General features: G+C 57.1%; 17 protein-coding genes and 1 riboswitch. Of the genes, 5 read left to right on the top strand and 12 right to left on the bottom strand.

Annotated elements, in window-relative coordinates; genetic code table 11:
* The first annotated feature begins 21 nt into the window (after positions 1–21).
* Positions 22–843 carry a co-chaperone DjlA gene (gene djlA, locus ACFX4U_RS14975; protein ID WP_020456517.1) on the top strand — a complete coding sequence of 274 codons (822 nt, stop codon included), beginning with the start codon at positions 22–24 and terminating at the stop codon, positions 841–843.
* A 40-nt stretch (positions 844–883) separates the two neighbouring features.
* On the opposite strand, the gene rluA is transcribed toward djlA, so the two are convergent.
* The 6 genes from rluA to araB form a co-directional block, all read right to left on the bottom strand.
* Positions 884–1,543, bottom strand: coding sequence for a bifunctional tRNA pseudouridine(32) synthase/23S rRNA pseudouridine(746) synthase RluA (gene rluA, locus ACFX4U_RS14980; RefSeq protein ID WP_200552680.1), 660 nt, complete (start codon positions 1,541–1,543; stop codon positions 884–886).
* 10 nt (positions 1,544–1,553) lie between these two features.
* Positions 1,554–4,460 carry an RNA polymerase-associated protein RapA gene (gene rapA / locus ACFX4U_RS14985; RefSeq protein ID WP_313509755.1) on the bottom strand — a complete coding sequence of 969 codons (2,907 nt, stop codon included), beginning with the start codon at positions 4,458–4,460 and terminating at the stop codon, positions 1,554–1,556.
* Between the two features lie 225 nt (positions 4,461–4,685).
* A complete protein-coding gene (polB, locus tag ACFX4U_RS14990; protein WP_313509757.1) occupies positions 4,686–7,043 on the bottom strand; it encodes a DNA polymerase II in 2,358 nt (785 codons plus the stop codon).
* A gap of 73 nt (positions 7,044–7,116) precedes the next feature.
* Positions 7,117–7,812, bottom strand: coding sequence for an L-ribulose-5-phosphate 4-epimerase (gene araD / locus ACFX4U_RS14995; RefSeq protein ID WP_313509759.1), 696 nt, complete (start codon positions 7,810–7,812; stop codon positions 7,117–7,119).
* Between the two features lie 48 nt (positions 7,813–7,860).
* The gene (araA, locus tag ACFX4U_RS15000; protein ID WP_313509762.1) at positions 7,861–9,363 is read right to left on the bottom strand and encodes an L-arabinose isomerase; all 1,503 of its coding nucleotides are present in this window, start codon (positions 9,361–9,363) and stop codon (positions 7,861–7,863) included.
* 10 nt (positions 9,364–9,373) lie between these two features.
* Entirely contained in the window at positions 9,374–11,065 is a 1,692-nt protein-coding gene (araB, locus tag ACFX4U_RS15005; RefSeq protein WP_313509763.1) for a ribulokinase, read from the bottom strand.
* A gap of 337 nt (positions 11,066–11,402) precedes the next feature.
* On the opposite strand from araB, the gene araC reads away from it, so the two are divergent.
* Both araC and ACFX4U_RS15015 read left to right on the top strand, forming a co-directional pair.
* The gene (gene araC / locus ACFX4U_RS15010; protein WP_017457904.1) at positions 11,403–12,248 is read left to right on the top strand and encodes an arabinose operon transcriptional regulator AraC; all 846 of its coding nucleotides are present in this window, start codon (positions 11,403–11,405) and stop codon (positions 12,246–12,248) included.
* A 127-nt stretch (positions 12,249–12,375) separates the two neighbouring features.
* Entirely contained in the window at positions 12,376–13,146 is a 771-nt protein-coding gene (locus ACFX4U_RS15015) for a DedA family protein (RefSeq protein ID WP_305737120.1), read from the top strand.
* Here ACFX4U_RS15015 and thiQ read toward each other — a convergent pair.
* From thiQ to sgrR, 4 genes are all read right to left on the bottom strand, one after another.
* A complete protein-coding gene (gene thiQ / locus ACFX4U_RS15020; RefSeq protein ID WP_313509767.1) occupies positions 13,140–13,841 on the bottom strand; it encodes a thiamine ABC transporter ATP-binding protein ThiQ in 702 nt (233 codons plus the stop codon). The genes ACFX4U_RS15015 and thiQ overlap by 7 nt on opposite strands.
* The gene (thiP, locus tag ACFX4U_RS15025) at positions 13,825–15,435 is read right to left on the bottom strand and encodes a thiamine/thiamine pyrophosphate ABC transporter permease ThiP (protein WP_313509769.1); all 1,611 of its coding nucleotides are present in this window, start codon (positions 15,433–15,435) and stop codon (positions 13,825–13,827) included. The genes thiQ and thiP overlap by 17 nt, the downstream gene beginning before the upstream one ends.
* The gene (gene thiB, locus ACFX4U_RS15030) at positions 15,411–16,394 is read right to left on the bottom strand and encodes a thiamine ABC transporter substrate binding subunit (protein ID WP_313509772.1); all 984 of its coding nucleotides are present in this window, start codon (positions 16,392–16,394) and stop codon (positions 15,411–15,413) included. The genes thiP and thiB overlap by 25 nt, the downstream gene beginning before the upstream one ends.
* 30 nt (positions 16,395–16,424) lie before the next feature.
* A riboswitch (TPP riboswitch) is annotated at positions 16,425–16,525 on the bottom strand.
* A gap of 36 nt (positions 16,526–16,561) precedes the next feature.
* On the bottom strand, positions 16,562–18,217 hold the full coding sequence (gene sgrR / locus ACFX4U_RS15035; RefSeq protein WP_313509774.1) for an HTH-type transcriptional regulator SgrR: 1,656 nt from the start codon (positions 18,215–18,217) through the stop codon (positions 16,562–16,564).
* An 87-nt stretch (positions 18,218–18,304) separates the two neighbouring features.
* Between sgrR and sgrT the strand changes: the two genes are divergently transcribed.
* Both sgrT and ACFX4U_RS15045 read left to right on the top strand, forming a co-directional pair.
* Positions 18,305–18,457 (top strand): glucose uptake inhibitor SgrT, encoded by a 153-nt coding sequence (gene sgrT / locus ACFX4U_RS15040; RefSeq protein ID WP_313509776.1) that lies wholly within the window; start codon positions 18,305–18,307, stop codon positions 18,455–18,457.
* 137 nt (positions 18,458–18,594) lie between these two features.
* Positions 18,595–19,773: a sugar efflux transporter gene (locus ACFX4U_RS15045; protein WP_313509778.1), complete on the top strand. Its 1,179-nt coding sequence runs from the start codon at positions 18,595–18,597 to the stop codon at positions 19,771–19,773.
* Between the two features lie 35 nt (positions 19,774–19,808).
* Here the strand turns inward: ACFX4U_RS15045 and leuD are convergent, their stop codons facing one another.
* Both leuD and leuC read right to left on the bottom strand, forming a co-directional pair.
* A complete protein-coding gene (gene leuD, locus ACFX4U_RS15050) occupies positions 19,809–20,414 on the bottom strand; it encodes a 3-isopropylmalate dehydratase small subunit (RefSeq protein ID WP_200552668.1) in 606 nt (201 codons plus the stop codon).
* A gap of 11 nt (positions 20,415–20,425) precedes the next feature.
* Complete coding sequence (gene leuC / locus ACFX4U_RS15055; RefSeq protein ID WP_175273465.1) at positions 20,426–21,823, bottom strand: 3-isopropylmalate dehydratase large subunit; 1,398 nt, start codon at positions 21,821–21,823, stop codon at positions 20,426–20,428.
* Positions 21,824–21,825: the final 2 nt, after the last annotated feature.

Below are 21,825 nucleotides of genomic sequence, written 5' to 3' on the forward strand. Positions count from 1 at the left end.
GCATGACGATTTGGGGAGTATATGCAGTATTGGGGGAAAGTGGTTGGGGTTGTCATCGCTCTTTTCATGGGCGGCGGCTTTTGGGGCGCGGTTCTTGGGTTGTTAATCGGGCACTTTTTTGACAAGGCGCGCAGCCGGAAAATGGCGTGGTTTGCCAACCAGCGCGAACGTCAGACGCTCTTTTTCGCCACCACCTTCGAGGTGATGGGGCATCTAACCAAATCGAAAGGCCGGGTGACCGAAGCGGATATCCAGGTCGCCAGCCTGTTTATGGATCGCATGAACCTGCACGGCGAGTCGCGCAGCGCAGCGCAGCAGGCGTTTCGCGTCGGCAAAACGGATAATTACCCGTTACGCGACAAGATGCGTCAGTTTCGCAGCGTCTGCTTCGGACGTTTCGACTTGATTAGGATGTTTCTGGAAATTCAAATCCAGGCGGCTTTCGCCGATGGCTCTTTGCACCCCAGCGAACGCGAAGTGCTGTACGTAATCGCTGAGGAGCTTGGGATTTCGCGTCTGCAGTTCGATCAGTTTCTGCGCATGATGCAGGGCGGGGCGCAATTTGGCGGGGGTTACCAGCATCAGCAGCAAGCGGGCGGTGGCGGCTGGCAGCAGGCGCAACGCGGCCCGACGCTGGAAGATGCCTGTAATGTGCTGGGTGTGAAGCCGTCAGACGATGCGACCACCATCAAGCGTGCCTACCGTAAGCTGATGGGCGAGCATCATCCGGACAAACTGGTAGCGAAAGGTCTGCCGCCAGAAATGATGGAAATGGCGAAACAAAAAGCGCAGGAAATTCAGAAAGCTTACGAGTTGATTCGCGAGCAGAAGGGTTTTCGTTAACACCAAAAAACTTTCCCGGTCGTAAGACCGGGTGAGTGATTTAAAAATCCACCGGTGCTTTAAAGGTCATGCTGTTGCCAAACGCCGGGTGGGTGATGGTCAGCGTCTCTGCATGCAGCTGCAAACGCGGAGCCATTGCGAGAGCTTCTGGCGTGGCGTAAAAACGGTCACCGAGAATGGGGTGACCTAACGCTAACATATGCACGCGAAGCTGATGCGAGCGCCCGGTAATCGGCTTCAGACGTACGCGAGCGGTGCCATCCTCATCAAACGCCAGCACTTCATACTCGGTCTGCGCCGCTTTGCCGGTTTCAAAACACACTTTCTGCTTTGGTCTGTTCGGCCAGTCGCAAATCAGTGGTAAATCCACCAGCCCTTCGGCTTTTTCCGGGTGACCCCAAACGCGCGCCAGATACTGCTTTTTAGGCTCACGTTCGCGGAACTGGCGTTTTAACTCACGCTCGGCATCTTTGGTTAGCGCCACCACAATCACACCGCTGGTCGCCATATCCAGGCGATGTACGGATTCAGCCTGCGGGAAGTCGCGCTGAATGCGCGTCATCACGCTGTCTTTGTGCTCATCCAGACGCCCTGGCACCGACAACAAGCCGCTTGGCTTGTTGACGACCATAATGTGTTGATCCTGATACAGAATAACCAGCCAGGGATCCTGCGGCGGATTGTAGGGTTCCATCACCATTGGGGCTCCGTTATTGGTGCGTCACAACAATCAAACGCAGCGCATCAAGCCGCCAGCTTGCCTGCGCCAGGCTTTCCAGCACTTGCTGGCGGTTGCTCTCAATGGCGGCCAGTTCATCGTCGCGAATGTTCGGGTTAACCGCTTTTAACGCTTCCAGGCGCGCCAGTTCCGCCGACAGCTTTTCATCCGCTTCGCTTCGCGCAGCGTCAATCAGCTCGCGCGCGGCGGCTTCCACCTGCGTTTCACCTTTTTGCAAAATGGCGTGAACCTCCTGCTGCACCGCATTCACCAGCTTGCTGCCGGTATGGCGGTTCACCGCGCTAAGCTGGCGGTTGAAGCTTTCGAACTCCACCTGGCTGGCGAGGTTGGTACCGTTTTTATCCACCAACAGGCGGATCGGCGTCGACGGCAGGAAACGATTAAGTTGCAGCTGTTTCGGTGCCTGCGCTTCCACCACGTAGATCAGCTCCAGCAGCAGCGTACCAACCGGCAGCGCTTTGTTTTTCAGCAGCGAAATCGTGCTGCTGCCGGTATCGCCAGAAAGGATCAGATCCAGACCGTTACGGATGATCGGATGTTCCCAGGTAACAAACTGTGCGTCTTCGCGCGAAAGCGCGACATCACGATCGAAAGTGATAGTGCAGCCATCTTCCGGCAGGCCCGGGAAGTCCGGCACCAGCATATGATCCGATGGCGTCAGCACGATCATATTTTCACCGCGATCGTCCTGGTTAATGCCAATGATATCGAACAGGTTCATGGCGAAGGCAATAAGCGCCGTGTCGTCGTCCTGCTCGGCAATGCTTTCCGCCAGCGCCTGCGCTTTTTCACCGCCGTTAGAGTGGATCTCCAGCAAGCGGTCGCGGCCTTGTTCCAGCTGTGCTTTCAGCGCGTCGTGCTGTTCACGGCAGGTTTTGATCAGCTGATCAAAACCGTCGGTATCTTCCGGTGCCGCCAGGTAGTTAATCAGTTCATTGTGAACGCTATCGTAAATAGTGCGCCCGGTCGGGCAGGTGTGCTCGAAGGCGTCCAGCCCTTCGTGATACCAGCGCACCAGCACGGACTGCGCAGTTTTCTCCAGATAAGGCACGTGGATCTGAATATCGTGCGCCTGACCAATACGGTCCAGACGGCCGATGCGCTGTTCCAGAAGATCCGGGTTGAACGGCAGATCGAACATCACCAGATGGCTGGCGAACTGGAAGTTACGCCCTTCAGAACCAATTTCCGAGCACAGCAGAACCTGCGCGCCACTGTCCTCTTCACCGAACCACGCCGCTGCGCGATCGCGTTCAATGATCGACATACCTTCATGGAACACCGCCGCGCGGATGCCTTCGCGTTCGCGTAGCACCTGCTCAAGTTGCAGCGCGGTGGCGGCTTTGGCGCAGATCACCAGCACTTTTTGCGAACGGTGGCTGGTGAGGTAGCCCATCAGCCACTCAACGCGCGGGTCGAAGTTCCACCATGTTCCGGTATCGCCTTCGAATTCCTGATAAATTTGCTCCGGGTAAAGCATATCGCGAGCGCGCTCTTCCTGGCTTTTACGCGCGCCCATAATGCCGGAGACCTTTATCGCCGTCTGATACTGCGTCGGCAGCGGCAGCTTCACGGTATGCAGCTCGCGTTTCGGGAAACCTTTTACACCGTTACGGGTGTTGCGGAACAGCACACGGCTGGTGCCGTGTCGGTCCATCAGCATGGAAATCAGTTCCTGGCGTGCGGCGGTCGCGCCTTCACGATCGCTGTTGGCGGTTTGCAGCAGCGGTTCGATATCCTGCTCGCCTACCAGATCGCTCAACATATTAAGGTCATTGTTACTCAGACGTTCACCCGCCAGCAGCAGGGCCACGGCGTCGGCGACCGGACGGTAATTTTGCTGCTCTTCAACGAACTGGGCGAAATCATGGAAACGGTTCGGATCCAGCAGGCGCAGGCGCGCAAAGTGGCTCTCCATCCCCAGTTGTTCCGGGGTGGCGGTCAGCAGCAGAATGCCCGGTACGCGCTCGGCCAGTTGCTCAATTGCCTGATATTCACGGCTGGCTTCGTTTTCGCTCCACACCAGATGGTGCGCTTCGTCGACCACCAGCAGATCCCATTCGGCATCGCACAGGTGCTCCAGGCGCTGCTTGTTGCGGCGCACGAAGTCGAGCGAGCAAATCACCAGTTGCTCGGTCTCAAACGGGTTGTCGGCATCGTGCTGCGCTTCGGCGTAACGTTCATCGTCAAACAGGGCGAAACGCAGGTTGAAGCGGCGCAGCATTTCAACCAGCCACTGGTGTTGCAGGGTTTCCGGCACCACGATCAGGACGCGCTCAGCCGCGCCAGCAAGCAGTTGTTGATGCAGGATCATCCCGGCTTCAATGGTTTTCCCAAGGCCCACTTCATCCGCCAGCAGCACGCGCGGCGCATGGCGACGGCCCACATCGTGAGCGATGTGCAGCTGGTGCGGGATCAGGTTGGTGCGCTGGCCACGCAAGCCGCTCCACGGCATACGGTACTGCTCACTTTGGTATTTACGCGCGCGAAAACGCAGCGCAAAGCGATCCATACGGTCGATCTGCCCGGCGAATAAGCGGTCTTGCGGTTTGCTGAACACCAGTTTGCTGTCGAGCAACACTTCGCGCAGGGTGACATTGCTTTCCTGCGTATCCAGGCGTGTGCCGGTGTAAGCGAGCAGCCCGTTTTCCTCTTTTACGTCTTCAATTGTGAGCTGCCAGCCATCATGGCTGGTCACCGTATCACCGGGGTTGAACATCACGCGGGTAACCGGAGAGTCGCTGCGAGCGTACAGACGGTTTTCACCCGTGGCCGGAAAAAGGAGGGTGACCGTGCGCGCATCCATTGCGACGACTGTGCCAAGTCCGAGTTCGCTTTCCGTGTCGCTAATCCAGCGTTGACCAAGTGTAAAGGGCATAAATGAACTCTATATCTCAAATTGCAGGCAATAGTTCGTCACCGCCTGAAGGCAGGCGGGCGTATAAAATTTGGGGCCAGAAAAAGGAAGGGCGCTATGGTAAAGGAAGCAATCCCTTTCGTCACTACCTATACCTGCCGTCTTTCACGCCGCATCGCGGCACAAACCTGAAATAGCCAGGGTATAGCGGTAATGTTGCAAGCCGGGAAACGCGATAAGTAAATCTCAAAAGAGTCCCAGCTGCCCTGTAAGTAGTGTAGCAAAGTCGTCGTCAATGAAAGGCAGAATTCCCTCGGCAACCGGCTGCAACTGCTTACTCAGGTAGTGATCGTAATCGAGCGGCGAGTGTTGGTAATCGACCGGCTCTGGCCCGCCGGTGGTCCAGACATACTTGATGGTGCCGCGGTTCTGATACTGCGCCGGGCGGCCCCGTTTGCGGTTCTCTTCATCCGCCAGCCGCGCAGCGCGCACGTGCGGCGGCACGTTACGTTCATATTCTGAAAGCGCTCTGCGCAGGCGCTTGCGATAAATCAGCTGATCATCGAGTTCGCCCGCCATCAGGCTGGCAATGGTTTCCCGGACATAGTCCTGATAAGGCTCATTGCGAAACACGCGTAAGTAGAGCGTTTGCTGGAACTGCTGCGCCAGCGGTGTCCAGTCGGTACGCACGGTTTCCAGCCCCTTAAACACCATGCGCTGGTTCTCGCCTTCCTGAATCATCCCGGCGTAACGCTTTTTGCTGCCCTGCTCGGTGCCGCGAATGGTTGGCATCAGAAACCGGCAGAAATGGGTTTCAAACTCCAGCTCCAGCGCGCTTTCCAGTTGCTGGCTTTTAAGATGCGCCGACCACCAGCCATTGACGTGCTCGACCAGCGCGCGGCCAATACGCGCGGCATCCTCTTCGCTGTGGGCTTGCTTTAGCCAGACGAAGGTGGAGTCCGTGTCGCCATAGATAACGTCGTAACCCTGCGTTTCAATCAGCGCTTTGGTCTGGCGCATGATCTCGTGACCACGCATGGTGATCGATGATGCCAGCCGCGGATCAAAAAAGCGGCAGGCGCTGGTGCCGAGCACGCCGTAAAACGCATTCATAATGATCTTCAGCGCTTGCGACAGCGGCTTGTTGCCATGACGTTTGGCCTCATCGCGCCCGTGCCAGATCTGCCCGACGATCCCCGGCAGGCAATGTTTTTCACGCGAAAACCACGCACCCAGAAACCCCTCGGTGCTGTGCGCGTTATCCGGCTGCGCCATACCTTCAACCAGGCCGACGGGGTCAATCAGAAAGGTGCGGATAATAGATGGGTAGAGGCTTTTGTAATCCAGTACCAGCACCGAGTCATACAGGCCGGGGCGCGAATCCATCACATAACCGCCGGGGCTGGCCTGCGGCGGCACGCCACCGAGATTTGGCGCGACATAGCCAGCGCGGTGCATGCGCGGAAAATAGAGGTGGCTGAAGGCCGCCACCGAACCGCCGTGGCGATCGACGGGCAAACCGTTCACCGTGGCGCGTTCCAGCAGAAACGGCATGATCTCCGTCTTGTGGAAGATGCGCGTCACCAGTTCGCAATCTTTCAGGTTATAGGTGGCGAGCGCGGGTTTATCTTCGGCGAAGCGCCGGTCGATCTCATCCATGCGATCCCACGGGTTATCAATCGCTTTGCCTTCGCCAAGCAGCTCTCTGGAGACGGCTTCCAGCGAGAACGAGGAGAAGTTCCAGAACGCGGATTTCAGCGCTTCAATCCCGTCAATAATCAGCCTGCCGGTGGCCTGTGCGAAGAAGACGCCATTCTTAAAACCGTGTTCGCGCCACTCCAGCTCGCTGCCGTTACGCCCGAGCGTCAGGGGGACGCGGTAGCGTTCGGCGCTTTTTTGCAGCACGCGCAGATCGAATTGCACGACGTTCCAGCCAATGATCACATCCGGATCATGCGCGGCAAACCAGGCGTTGAGTTTTTCCAGCAGTTGCGGGCGGCTGGCAACGTACTCCAGCTCAAAATCCAGCCCCTGCGCGCTGCCGTTTTCTGGGCCGAGCATGTAGACCGTGCGCTGTCCGCAGCCCTCAAGGCCGATGCAGTAAAGCTCGCCGTGGCGGCTGGTTTCGATATCCAGCGACACCCATTTCAGCGGCGGGCGATAGTGCGGGCTGGGTTTCAGACGCGCCTCAATCAGCGCGGTACCTTGTGGCGTACCGTCAACCCACACCGGCGCGGTGATAAAGCGCTCCATCAAAAAGCGTTCCGGCGGGCGGATATCGGCTTCATAAACGGTGATGCCGTCATCACGCAGCAGTTTTTCAATGCGCATCAGTTGGCGATGAGCACGGCAGTAAAGGCCATACACCGGCTGGCGGTGAAAGTCGCTCAGGTTCAGCGGCGTGACGCGCCACTGCTTTTCTGAGCGCAGCAGTAGTTTTGCTTTTTCCACCTGCGCGGCGGGAATAAAGGCGACCGACTCCTGCGGTGGCAGCACGACGCGCAGCGGGCCATTATCCGTCGCCAGCCAGAACTCTACCTCGGTTCCGCCGGGGGTATCCCGCCAGTGTCGGGTTAAAATAAAACCTTCTTGCGCCTGCGCCACAGCCGTCTCTCATAAAACAAAACCAGGCGAGATTATAGCCTGGTTTGTTGTTGAGTGCTGTGGTTTTATACAGCTATTGACCGTAGTAAGCCTTCGCGCCGTGCTTACGTAAATAGTGTTTATCCAGCAGCGTTTGTTGCATGGCGGGTAACTCAGGCGCGAGCTGACGGCAGAAAATACCCATATAGGCCACTTCTTCGAGCACGATGGCGTTATGGACCGCGTCATCTGCGCTTTTGCCCCATGCGAACGGGCCATGAGAATGCACCAGCACGCCGGGCATTTGCGCCGGATCGATACCTTTTTTCTCAAAGGTTTCGACGATCACATTACCGGTTTCCCACTCGTATTCACCGTTGATCTCCTCATCGGTCATCTTACGGGTACAGGGGATCTCGCCATAGAAATAGTCGGCATGCGTGGTACCCGTTGCCGGGATCGGCTGACCGGCCTGCGACCAGATGGTGGCATGGCGTGAGTGGGTGTGCACGATGCCGCCGATGGTCGGAAACGCCTGGTACAGCAGACGGTGAGTCGGCGTATCGGAAGAGGGTTTTTTCGTGCCTTCGACCACGTCGCCGGTGGTGATGTTGACAACCACCATATCGTTAGCGGTCATGATGCTGTAATCGACGCCAGAAGGTTTAATCACCATCAGACCGCTTGCGCGATCAACGGCACTGACGTTGCCCCATGTCAGCGTGACCAGGTTGTGTTTTGGCAGCGCCAGGTTGGCTTCCAGCACCTGCTGTTTCATTGCTTCTAACATGCGTTCCTCCAGGAAAGTGGCCTGCCGCAGCAGGCCGGGTGTTCCCTGTTAACGTTTTGAACCGTAATACACTTCGTTCCAGCGCAGCGCATCTTTAAACGCAGGCAGGCGGGTGTCGTTGTCGATAACCGTCAGCTCAAGATCGTGCAGCTCGCTGAACTGGCGCATATCGTCAAGCGTCAGCGCCTGGCTGAAGACGGTGTGGTGCGCGCCACCGGCGAGGATCCACGCTTCAGAGGCGGTCGGCAGATCCGGCTGCGCTTTCCACAAGGCGTTGGCGACCGGCAGTTTCGGTAGATCGTGCGGGGTTTTCACCGCCTCAACGCAGTTCACCAACAGGCGGAAACGATCGCCTAAGTCGATCAGGCTGGCGTTAATTGCCGGGCCGGTTTTGGTGGAGAAGATCAGGCGTGCCGGATCGGCTTTGCCGCCAATACCGAGGTACTGCACATCCAGCGTCGGTTTTTCGTCAATGGCGATAGAAGGGCACACTTCCAGCATGTGCGAGCCGAGCACCAGATCGTTGCCGTGTTCAAAGTGATAGGTGTAATCCTCCATAAAGGAGGTGCCGCCGTTCAGCCCGCCGGACATCACTTTCATGATGCGCAGCAGCGCGGCGGTCTTCCAGTCACCTTCACCGGCAAAACCGTAGCCTTGCTGCATCAAACGCTGTACCGCCAGGCCCGGTAGCTGTTTCAGGCCGTGCAGATCTTCAAAAGTAGTAGTGAAGGCATGGAAACCGCCCTCTTCGAGGAAGCGTTTCAGACCCAGTTCGATGCGCGCGGCGTCAAGCACGTTCTGGCGTTTATCGCCATGAACCTGCGCGGCAGTTGTCAGGCGATAGCTGCTTTCATACTCATCCACCAGCGCGTTGACATCGCCGTCGCTCACGGCGTTCACCACTTGCACCAGATCGCCCACGCCCCAGGTATTGACCGAGAAACCGAACTTGATCTGTGCCGCCACTTTATCGCCGTCAGTCACTGCCACTTCGCGCATGTTGTCGCCGAAACGCACCACTTTCAGCTGGCGGGTATCCTGTTTAGATACCGCCTGGCGCATCCACGCGCCGATGCGTTGATGCGCGTGTTGATCCTGCCAGTGGCCGGTGACCACACTGTGCTGCTGGCGCATACGCGCGCCGATAAAGCCGAACTCGCGGCCGCCGTGCGCGGTCTGGTTGAGGTTCATAAAGTCCATGTCGATGCTGTCCCACGGCAGGGACGCATTGAACTGGGTGTGGAACTGCAGCAGCGGCTTGTTGAGGATAGCGAGGCCGTTAATCCACATTTTCGCCGGTGAGAAGGTGTGCAGCCACACCACCATCCCGGCACATTTATCGTCGTAGTTGGCATCGCGGCAGATGTGGGTAATCTCATCCGGCGTGGTACCCAGCGGTTTCAGCACCAGTTTGCAGGGGAGTTTCGCTTCCGCATTGAGGGCGTTGACCACCTGTTCGGCGTGCTTCGTCACCTGTTTCAGGGCTTCCGGCCCGTACAGGTGCTGGCTGCCAATGACGAACCACACTTCATAATTGTCGAAAATAGTCATGATCTTGTCCTTAATGAGTTAACGCGGCCTGCGAGACTGTCGCGGCTGAAGGGAGATAGTGTTGCTCGGCGCTCTTCGCCCACTGCTGATAGCGGCGATAGAGGCGTTCAAACTGTTGCGCCTGCGCGGTTGGTTGCAGGGTTTTTTCGATGGCGCTGGCCATTTTCAGCTGCGCCGCCCGGATATCGGCATGCACTTGCGCTGCGACGGCGGCAAAAATCGCCGCACCCAGCGCGCAGCACTGTTCAGATTCAACCACCTGTAATGGGCGGTTCAGCACATCGCAGCAGGCCTGCATTACGCCAAGGTTTTTACGTGCGATACCGCCGAGCGCCATTACGTTGTCGACGGCAATACCTTGTTCGGTGAAGCACTCCATAATGGCGCGCGCGCCGAACGCGGTGGCTGCAATCAACCCGCCGAACAGCGCCGGAGCGTCGGTGGCGAGATTCAAATCAGTAATGACCCCTTTCAAACGCTGGTTGGCGTTTGGCGTACGGCGACCGTTAAACCAGTCGAGGATCACTGGCAGATGTTCGAGGGACGGATTTTTTACCCACGCATCGGTCAGGGCAGGTAAGAGTTGTTTCTGGCTGGCTTTGATCTGCGCTTTCAGTTCCGGATGCTGCTGCGCCAGCTGTTCCAGCGGCCAGCCAAGCACGCGGCCAAACCAGGCGTAGATATCACCAAAAGCGGATTGCCCGGCTTCGAGGCCGATAAAGTCCGGCACTACGCTGCCATCGACCTGGCCACAAATGCCTTTTACCGCGCGTTCACCAACGCTCTGTTTGTCGGCAATCAGAATGTCGCAGGTAGACGTACCGATGACTTTCACCAGCGTATTCGGTTGTGCGCCCGCGCCGACTGCGCCCATATGGCAGTCGAAGGCACCGCCGGAAATCACTACGGATTCAGGCAAACCAAGGCGCTGCGCCCATTCGGCAGTCAATGTGCCGACGGGTAAATCTGCGGTATAGGTGTCGGTAAACAGCGGCCAGTTGAGGTGTTTATTGATGATGGGATCGAGTTCATCAAAGAACGCGGCGGGCGGCAGGCCACCCCAGCTTTCATGCCACAGGGATTTATGCCCGGCGCTGCAACGACCGCGACGAATGGCTTCCGGGCGTGTGGTGCCGGAGAGCAGGGCGGGGATCCAGTCACACAATTCGATCCAGGAGGCGGCAGCCTGCGCGACGGCGCTATCCGCGCGGGTAACGTGCAGGATTTTTGCCCAGAACCATTCGCTGGAGTAAATGCCGCCGATGTAGCGTGAGTAGTCAGTTTTGCCGGGGGTGTGGCACAAGCGGGTAATGGCTTCCGCCTCTTCGACGGCGGTGTGGTCTTTCCACAACACAAACATCGCGTTCGGGTTGTCGGCAAACTCCGGGCGCAGCGCCAGCACGCGGCCTTCGGCATCAATCGGCGCGGGTGTTGAACCGGTACTATCGACGCCAATGCCTTTGATCTCGGCGCGTTGTGCGTCGCTCAGTTCTGCCAGCACATTTTTCAGCGCCGCTTCCATCGACTCGATGTAATCGCGCGGGTGGTGGCGAAATTGGTTATGCGGCGCATCGCAATAACGTCCCTCCTGCCAGCGTGGATACCACTCGACGCTGGTGGCGATCTCCGCCCCGGATGTGCAGTCTACCGCCAGCGCACGTACTGAATCGCTGCCGAAATCGAGGCCAATTGTGATTGCCATGTATCTTGCTCCATGAAGAATAACCGTTAGAAAAACGATAGTGAGCGGCGGCAAAAACCGTCAGGCAGGATCCGCTAATCTTATGGATTAAAATGCTATGGGATCGCAAAGTGTGACGCCGTGCAAAAATTCGATGTGGACATTTCTGCCGCCTTTATAGACACTTCCGTTATCCCTTTTTGCCCTGTTCAACGGCGTTAAAAAGGCGTAATCGCTTTTGTCTGGCGGGATTAGACAATTGGCGTGTTTATGCCCCTTGCCTGCGGGCGGCTGAGGAATGACGGGATTCTCAATATGGACAATTGGTTTCTTTACCAGGTACGGGAGTATTGTGTTTATGGCTGAATCACAGAACGATCCACTGCTGCCAGGGTACTCGTTTAATGCGCACCTGGTGGCGGGGCTGACCCCCATTGAAGCCGACGGTTATCTCGATTTTTTTATCGACAGACCGCTGGGCATGAAGGGCTATATCCTGAATCTCACCGTGCGCGGCGAGGGTGTAGTGATGAACCACGGTAAGCAGTTTGTTTGCCGGCCTGGCGATATCCTGCTTTTTCCGCCGGGAGAAATTCACCACTACGGACGTCATCCTGACGCCACCGAGTGGTATCACCAGTGGGTTTACTTCCGTCCACGCGCCTACTGGCACGAGTGGTTGAACTGGCCGACCCTGTTCGCGCAAACCGGTTTTTACCGCCCTGATGATGCCCATATGGAGCGTTTTCGCGAGCTTTTCGCGCAAATTATCGATGCCGGGCAAAGCGTTGGGCGCTATGCGGAACATCTGGCGATAAATCTGCTGGAGCAGTTGCTACTGCGGCGCATGGAAGCAATTAACGAATCGCTGCACCCGCCGCTGGATAACCGCGTGCGCGACGCTTGCCAGTACATTAGCGATCATCTGGCGGATAACCATTTTGATATCGCAAGCGTTGCCCAGCACGTCTGCTTGTCGCCTTCGCGCCTGTCCCACCTTTTTCGTCAGCAACTGGGCGTGAGTGTGCTGAGCTGGCGCGAAGATCAGCGCATCAGCCAGGCAAAATTACTGCTTAGCACCACGCGAATGCCGATTGCCAGCGTAGGGCGCAATGTTGGTTTTGACGATCAGCTCTATTTCTCGCGGGTTTTTAAAAAATGTACCGGTGCCAGCCCCAGTGAATTCCGCGCGGGATGTGAATAAAAAGTAAAGAATGGCAATGAAAGGTTCTGCAATGTGACATAACCGGTAAAATTTTCAGATAATTGAAAGCTTGACGCTCGCGGATGACCTCCGGAGAATCCAGCGTTCATTCTGAACAGGACACCTTATGGAAGCGTTGCTGGAACACTTTGTTACCCAATCCGCCATGTATTCGCTGGCGGCGATTATGCTGGTGGCGTTTTTTGAGTCGCTGGCGTTAGTCGGGCTGATTTTACCCGGCACGGTAATGATGGCGGCGCTTGGCGCGCTGATCGGCAGCGGTGAAGTGAACTTCTGGCATGCGTGGCTGGCGGGGATTGTTGGCTGCCTGCTCGGCGACTGGATCTCCTTCTGGCTGGGCTGGCGTTTTAAAGGGCCGCTGCACCGCTGGTCGTTTATGAAAAAGAACAAAGCGCTGCTCGATAAAACCGAACACGCGCTGCATCAGCACAGCGTATTTACCATTCTGGTTGGCCGTTTTGTCGGGCCGACGCGCCCACTGATCCCAATGGTTGCCGGCATGTTGGATCTGCCCATCCGCAAGTTTTTGCCGCCGAATATTGTTGGCTGCCTGCTGTGGCCGCCGTTCTACTTCCTGCCCGGTATTCTGGCCGGTGCGGCAATTGATATCCCTGCCGATATGCAAAGCGGCAACTTTAAATGGCTGTTGTTGCTGACAGCGCTGCTACTGTGGCTGGCCTGCTGGCTATGCTGGCGGCTGTGGCGTGCGGGCAAAGCTGGCGTTGATCGTTTGACAAACTACCTGCCACGTCGCCGCCTGCTTTGGCTGGCACCGGGCACGCTGGCTGTTGCTGTCGCTGCGGCGGTCGCGCTGGCGCAACATCCGCTGATGCCGATTTACCTCAATATTTTAGGCAACGTTGTTCGCGGTCACTGACCGCGAATTCCCAGCAAACCAGACGCGGACGATTTGCCGCTGAGCAACGCGTCCGTGTTGCCATCCCAGGCAATGCGCCCGTCGGCAATCACCAGCGAACGTTCGGCAATCCGCGCCGCATCCTCCACACTGTGCGACACCATCAGCAGCGTTAACTGCTGGCGTCGGCACACATCCTGCACCAGCGCGAGCATCTCCTGGCGCAGCGCCGGGTCGAGTGCGGAAAAGGGTTCATCAAGCAATAACACCGGCTGTTCACGCACCAGGCAGCGCGCCAGTGCCACGCGTTGACGCTGACCGCCGGAAAGCTGCTCCGGCAGGCGCGCCAGCAGTGATTCCAGCCCCATCGTTTCGGCGATCTGCTCCAGTTTATGCTGCTGGTCGCTATTTAACTTCAGACCCGGGTTTAACCCCAGCCCGATGTTTTGCCGCACCGTGAGATGAGTAAAGAGGTTATTTTCCTGAAACAGCATCGATACCGGGCGCTGCGAGGGCGTCGTGTGCGTGTGATCCTCGCCCGCGATGGTTATCGTGCCGCTGGCGGGAGTGAGAAAGCCGGCTACCAGGTTCAGCAGCGTGCTTTTCCCAGCGCCGCTTGGGCCGAGAACGGCAATCTGCTCGCCCTGGGTAACAGAGAGGGAAAAGCGCATTGGCAGATGGTGATAAAGCCAGGTGACATCAGTCAGTCTTAGCATGGCGTCCCGGAAGTTTTTCAATCATGGTGAATAAGAAAAAGCACAGCAGCAGCAAGATGAGCGCGGTCACCGCGCCGTCCTGGCTGCGGTACGACCCAATCTGCTGATAGAGATAAAACGGCAACGTGCGAAAGTCGTCATTACCAAATAACGCGACCACGCCGAAATCGCCAATCGACAGCACACAGGCAAACGCCAGCGCCTGGGCCAGCGGGCGTTTCAGCGCGCGTAGTTCAACCACGCGCTGGCGCTGAAAACCCTGCATTCCCAGTGACTGGCACAGCATGCTGTAGCGGGAAGTCAGGTCGCGCATCGGGTTTTCCAGCACTTTCAGTGCATAAGGAATGGCCATCAGCGCATTGGTAAAAATGACGATGCCATCGGCGGAAGTGGGCAGGCCAACGCTGTTATTGAGCAGCAGAAAGAAGCCGGTCGCCAGCACGATCCCTGGCATGGCGAGGATCAACATGCCGCTGATTTCCAGCGCTTGCCCGGCCATGTTTTGCTGGCGCGCGCGTAACTCCCGGCTGCTCCACAACAGCATCATGGTCAGCACAACGCACAATAGCCCTGCGCCTAGTGCGATGCGCAGTGACGTCCACACCGCTTGCCACAAGACTGGCTCCGCCAGCACTTTCACCAGGCTCAGATTGAGGCCATCAATAATCACTGCCAGCAGCGGCGGCAGCAGTAATAACAAAGCCAGCACAATCAATATGATATCCGCGACCTTGCTGAACAGCCGATCTTCCGGGTTGCGCCAGCCAGTAATCTGATGGCTGCCCACGGCGATCGCTTTACTCATGCGCTGGCTGAGCAGCACCAGACCGAGGCAGCAGATCATCTGGATCAGCGCCAGCATTGCCGCGCGGGCAGGATCAAAATCGAAGCTGAGCGCCTGGTAGATTGCCAGTTCAATGGTGGTGGCCTGCGGCCCGCCGCCCAGCGACAGCACGGTGGCGAAACTGGCGAAACAGAGCATAAAAATCAGCGCGGCGACTGGCGGGATCTGGCGGCGTAACCACGGCCATTCGACAAAACGGAAGAATGCCCAGCCGCGCATACCCAGTTGTGCTGCAAGCTGGCGCTGCTCGCCGGGGATCTGATCCAGCGTTTGTAGCAGCAGGCGCGAGGCCATCGGCAAATTAAAAAAGACGTGCGCCAGCAAAATGCCCTGCAAGCCATACGGCGAGAATGTCCACTCCACGCCAAGCGCGTGCCAGAGCGTTGCCAACCAGCCCTGGCGGCCATACACACTGAGAATGCCGAACACGGCGACCAGCACCGGCAGGATCAGCGTCATGGCGCACAGTCGCAGCAAGGCGAGACGGCCAGGGAAACGCCGCCGGTAGAGCGCGCGGGCAAGGAAAATCGCCGGTACGACAGAGAGCAGCGCGGAGAGAAATGCCTGCCAGAAGGAGAAACGCACCACATGCCACAGGTAACTGTCTTGTAAAAAATCAGCCAGCCCGCTGAACGGGGCGTTTTGCCAGAGCGCAAGAAACGCTGCCAGCGCCACCACCACCATCAACGTGGCGGCGGTGAGGCCGGGCAGCAGCCAGCCAGCAATTAGCGGCTGACGGCGCGTTGCCATGCATTAATCCATGTTGCGCGCTGGGTCGCGACCTCCTGCGAAGAGTATTCCAGCGAGGTTTGCGGTTTCACCAGTTGGTCGAAGCCTGCCGGTAAAGCGACATTGGTGACCGGGTACATCCAGTTACCGCTCGGGATAGTGTTCTGGAACGCGGGCGAAACCATAAACTTGAGGAATTTTTCCGCCAGTTCCGGCTGTTTACTGGCTGCGGTACGGGCGGCAACTTCAACCTGCAAATAGTGACCTTCGCTGAAATTCGCCGCCGCGTAGTTATCTTTCTTCTCTTCAATAATGTGGTAAGCCGGAGAGGTGGTGTAGCTCAGTACCAGGTCGCTTTCCCCTTTCAGGAACAAGCCGTAAGCTTCGCTCCAGCCTTTGGTGACGGTGACCGTTTTGGCCGCCAGTTTCTGCCACGCTTGCGGCGCGTTGTCGCCATAGACTTTCTGCATCCACAGCAACAGGCCGAGGCCTGGCGTGCTGGTGCGCGGATCTTCGTAAATAACGCGCCATTTCTGATCGCTTTCGACCAGCTCTTTCAGGCTTTTTGGCGGGTTTTTCAGTTTGTTTTTATCGTAGACAAACGCGAACCAGCCGTAGTCGAACGGTACAAAAGTATCGTTCTTCCAGCCGCCTGGCACGTTAACCGCATCGGTAGCGACGCCGCTTTTGGCGAACAGTTTGGTTTGTGTCGCGGCTTCAAGCAGGTTGTTATCCAGCCCCAGCACCACGTCGGCTTTGCTGTTTTTGCCTTCCATGCGCAGGCGGTTAAGCAGCGAAACGCCATCTTCCAGCGCCACGAATTTCAGCTCGCAGTTGCAGTCGCTTTCAAAGGCTTTTTTTACCGCAGGTCCTGGCCCCCAGTCGGCAGAGAAGGAGTCGTAGGTGTAAACGGTCAGAACGGGTTTTGCAAAAACAGGCGCTGCGATCAGCAGCAGGAACGGCAGTGATTTTTTTAACACTTTGCACCTCAAAATGGGTGGCAAAGGATTTTGAGAGTCAGCCTCAAATCCCTTCGCCGGCGTTATCCGGATCAGGTTCGACGGGTATTTTCTCAGCACACGCGCATGGCGCAGCACCCCGTTGAGAACGCCGCTATTGTAATGATTTGGTAAAAAATGCGAAAGCCTTATGGATCCGGTGGCGCAAACCAGGCGGATTTAAAGTCGAACCAGCCCAACGTGTTCATGCGCAGCCCGCGCATGGTGCGCTGTCCCTGAATCCTCAGCCAGTGGTGGATCAGCGGTACGATGGCTTTACTGGCGAGCAACTGCTGCGACCAGACGGCAAGATTCATCTCCCCGTTGCGCCATTTTGCGGCATCTGCCTGCCAGTCGAGCGGAATACAGTGCTGTAGCAGCGGCACTTCGTAGAGGTTAGCGAACACCGAGAAATCCAGCGGCAGCGTGAAATTGGCGCTATTGAGCCAGATATCGCTCTCGGCTTCGCCCCGGTGCCATTCGTCGTAATCCACCTCCTGTACGATGAGCTTCACGCCGTGTTCGGCCAGCAGCGTACTCATGGTGCGTGAAAGCGCCTCGTGTTCATTGTGTTCGCGATAGAAGGTAATGGTGAGCGTTTCCAGACCGGCCGGTTTCTCACCGCCGCCGGGGCGCGCATGGTGCCAGCGCGGCAGTAAACCGTAAGCCGGAAACCAGTAACGCTGATACTGCTCATTGGCGTGCCACAGCAGATTGGTGGGCGAGAGCACATGGCTGACCCACTCTCTGACCGCCGGATTCGCGCCGCGGCTGGAACGCGCATCAAACAGCAGGTAATAACAGCCCTCTTCGAGGCGGCTTTCCACCGCTTTTTCGCCATCGGTTGGCCCCTCAAGCGTCAGGCCGCTGGTCGGTTCATCGCTCAGATCCGGTAACACCCAGACGTTGACTTCATCGATCAAGGCACGGAAGCCGAAGTAGTCATCAAAGGCGTGGATTTTTAGCTGGTTAGTGGTATTGCGCGTCACGGCGTAAGGGCCGGTGCCAATCGGCTGGCTGGCGAAATTGCTCATCGTGTTCCATTCACGCGGCAAAATCATGGCGGGCACATGACCCATCAACCACGGCAGCCAGTTATCCGGCTGGCTGAGATGAATATCCAGCGTCCAGGGTGTCGGCGAGATCACTTCGCGGATATGCGAGTAGAGCGGCAGGGCAGTGGCGCGTTCCAGCGATGCAATCACATCGCTCATTTCCAGCTCGCGGCCATGATGAAAATGAATGCCGGGGCGTAAATAAAATCGCCAGTGCAAAGGGGAAATCAGCTTCCAGTGGTGAGCGATATCCGCTTCCAGTTCCCCGTTTTCCTCATTTATACGCGTCAGCGCACTGAAGATTTGCCGTGCTATATGTGTTTCGGAACGACGCAATGCGCTACCTGGCAGCAGGTTGCGCAACGGGCGGTAGTAAAGCACCCGCAGGATATGTCGCCCCTGGCGAAAACTGCGGCCGAGATGCGAAACCAGCATCTGGCGCACGGCCTTTTTATCGCCGACCAGTTGCACCAGTTGATCGATGCGATCCTGCTCCAGCAGGTCTTCGGCGCGCTGTTGCTGGAGCGCAAGGCCGGTATACAGGAAGGTGAGCCGCGAACGTTTGCCGCGGCCGGCTTCCGCATCCCATGTCAGCCAGCCGCGCGCCTGCATGGTGTTAAGCAGGGTACGCATGTGGCGGCGCGAACAGCTAAGCAGCTCCGCCAGCTCGTTGAGCGTGGTTTCTTGTGACTTCCCATCGCAGCATTGCCACAGACGGATGAACTGTTGTTGCAGGCGGCCGGACGACATAAAAGGGGAACTCCTGATGAAAACTCAGCAATTTATTTATCCCTATATTAAGCCAATACTTCTCTGCGATGAAAGCGAGGAGGTCATATGAAGAGATCATCCATACGACGGTTTTATCTGGACTATTTTCACGCCACGCAGGATGCGGGCTGGCTCGCCCGCCTGAGCGCACGGCAGCGCCTGAAAATGCTGGAAGAGCTGATGCAGTGGGAAGTGACAACGCCGGTCTCGAAGGACTGAATCGCCGACATCATGTGTGACTGAGTATTCAGTGCGAATGCACCCGCCAGCAAAACGTTTTTTGCTGGCTTTTTTCGTTTATGCTGGCAGCCGTCTTTTACGCTTTCACTTTTTCCCGTTTTAACAAGGAAATATTCATGCTCTGGTTAATGACGATGGGACGCCGCCTGAATGGCGTTTACGTCGCTTTTATGATCGTCGCCTTTATGATGGGAGTCGCCGGAGCGCTGCAGGCACCGACGCTCAGCCTGTTTCTGAGCCGGGAAGTGGGTGCTGAGCCGTTCTGGGTCGGGCTGTTTTATACCGTCAACGCCATTGCCGGGATCGCTGTCAGCCTTGGGCTGGCAAAACGATCCGACAATCAGGGCGACAGGCGCAAGTTGATCCTCTTTTGTTGTCTGATGGCGGTGGGTAATGCGCTGTTATTCGCCTTTAACCGCCACTATCTGACGCTTATCACCTGCGGTGTGCTGCTGGCGTCGCTGGCAAATACCGCCATGCCGCAGCTTTTCGCGCTGGCGCGCGAGTATGCGGACAGTTCCGCACGTGAAGTGGTGATGTTCAGTTCTGTCATGCGCGCGCAGCTCTCGCTGGCGTGGGTGATTGGCCCGCCGCTGGCGTTTATGCTGGCGCTTAATTATGGCTTTACCGCCATGTTTTCCATTGCCGCCGGGATTTTCGTTATCAGCCTGGTGCTGGTGGCGTTCTGGCTGCCTTCGGTGGCGCGCGTTGAACAGCCTGCCGACGTGGCGGTGACGCAGGTCAGCGGCTGGAGCGATAAAAATGTACGCATGCTGTTTATTGCCTCGACGTTGATGTGGACCTGCAACACCATGTACATCATTGATATGCCGCTGTGGATTAGCCTGGAATTAGGGCTGCCGGACAAACTGGCCGGGATTTTAATGGGTACGGCGGCAGGGCTGGAGATCCCGGCGATGATCCTGGCAGGATTTTTTGTTAAACGCATTGGCAAACGGCGCATGATGGTCACCGCCGTTGCTGCGGGCGTGTTGTTCTACATCGGCTTGATTTTTTTCCACAGCCAGACGGCGTTACTTTCCCTGCAACTGTTTAATGCGGTGTTTATCGGCATTATTGCCGGGATTGGCATGTTGTGGTTTCAGGATCTGATGCCAGGGCGGGCTGGTTCGGCGACAACGCTGTTTACCAACAGTATTTCGACCGGCGTGATCCTGGCCGGGGTGATCCAGGGGGCGCTGGCGCAAAGCTATGGTCACGGCGCGGTTTATATCGGCATTGCGGTGATTTCAGTGGTGACGCTGTGGCTGACCAGCCGCGTTAAAGATGTTTAAGCGAAAAAAGGCCCGGAAACCGGGCCTGTTATTGGTTAGCGCATAAAAGCGGGCTGTTTGTTTTCGTAAGCGGCTATGGCATCGTCGTGTTGTAACGTCAGACCAATGCTGTCCAGACCGTTCAGCATGCAGTGGCGGCGGAAGGCGTCAATCGAGAAGCTGTAAGACTTCCCGCCCGCTTTCACCACTTGCGCTTGCAGATCCACCTCAAAGGTAATGCCCGGATTGCTCTGCACCAGCGTAAAGAGCTCATCCACTTCTTGATCGCTCAACGTTACCGGCAGCAGTTGGTTGTTAAAGCTGTTGCCGTAGAAAATGTCGGCGAAACTCGGCGCAATCACCACCTTGAAACCGTAATCGGTTAACGCCCACGGCGCGTGTTCACGTGATGAACCGCAGCCGAAATTTTCCCGCGCCAGCAATATCGACGCGCCTTTGTATTGCGGGAAGTTCAGCACGAACTCCGGGTTCGGCTGTTGGCCTTTGTCATCCAGAAAACGCCAGTCGTTAAACAGATGGGCGCCAAAACCGGTGCGCGTAACCTTCTGCAAAAACTGCTTCGGGATAATAGCGTCGGTATCCACATTCGCGGCATCCAGCGGAACCACCAGGCCGGTATGTTGGGTAAATTTCTCTGCCATGGTTGTTCTCCTTACAAGCTGCGAATATCAGCGAAATGACCGGTCACGGCGGCAGCAGCAGCCATCGCCGGGCTGACCAGATGCGTGCGCCCGCCGCGGCCCTGGCGGCCTTCAAAGTTACGGTTACTGGTTGATGCGCAACGTTCACCCGGATTCAGGCGATCGTTATTCATGGCCAGGCACATGGAGCAGCCCGGCAAGCGCCACTCAAAACCGGCTTCAATAAAAATCTTGTCCAGACCTTCGGCTTCCGCCTGCGCTTTCACCGGACCGGAGCCGGGCACAACCAGCGCCTGTACGCCCGGCGCGACTTTGCGCCCTTTGGCGATTTCCGCCGCTGCACGCAGATCTTCAATGCGCGAGTTGGTGCAGGAGCCGATAAAGACTTTATCGATAGCCACTTCCGTTAACGGCACACCAGGTTTCAGCCCCATATAGGCCAGCGCTTTTTCTGCGGACGCGCGCTCAACCGGATCGGCAAACGAGGCCGGATCGGGAATGATATCGGTCACTGAAATAACCTGACCCGGGTTGGTGCCCCAAGTCACCTGCGGGGCGATCTCTTCTGCTTGTAAAGTGACGACGGTGTCGAAAACCGCACCTTCGTCGGTATGCAGTGTTTTCCAGTAAGCCACCGCATCATCGAAGTCTTTACCCTTCGGCGCATGCAAACGGCCCTGCACGTAATTAAAGGTGGTTTCATCCGGGGCGACCAGACCGGCTTTTGCGCCCATCTCAATGGCCATATTGCACAGCGTCATCCGGCCTTCCATGCTCAGCGCACGGATGGCGTCACCGCAGAACTCAACCACGTGCCCGGTGCCGCCGGCGCTGCCGGTTTTACCAATGATCGCCAGCACGATATCTTTCGCGGTGATCCCTGGTGCGGCCGTGCCTTTAACTTCAATTTTCATGGTTTTGGCGCGACCCTGCTTCAGGGTTTGCGTCGCCAGAACGTGTTCCACTTCCGATGTACCGATACCGAAAGCCAGCGCGCCAAATGCGCCGTGGGTGGCGGTGTGGGAATCGCCACAAACGATGGTCATGCCGGGCAAGGTGATGCCCTGTTCCGGCCCCATCACGTGAACAATGCCCTGATATGGGTGGTTCAGGTCATACAGCTCAACGCCGAATTCGTTGCAGTTTTTGATCAACTCCTGCATCTGAATGCGCGCCATCTCGCCGGATGCATTGATATCTTTAGTTTGCGTCGAGACGTTGTGATCCATCGTCGCGAAGGTTTTACCCGGCTGGCGCACCGGACGGTGGTGCGCGCGTAGCCCATCGAACGCCTGCGGTGATGTCACTTCATGCACCAGGTGGCGATCGATATACAACAGTGGGGTTTCGTTCGGCGCTTCATAGACCACGTGGGCGTCAAACAACTTTTCGTACAAACTCTTAGCCATGA

It is taken from the genome of Kosakonia sp. YIM B13588 (assembly GCF_042788165.1).
Taxonomy (GTDB): Bacteria; Pseudomonadota; Gammaproteobacteria; order Enterobacterales; family Enterobacteriaceae; genus Kosakonia; species Kosakonia sacchari.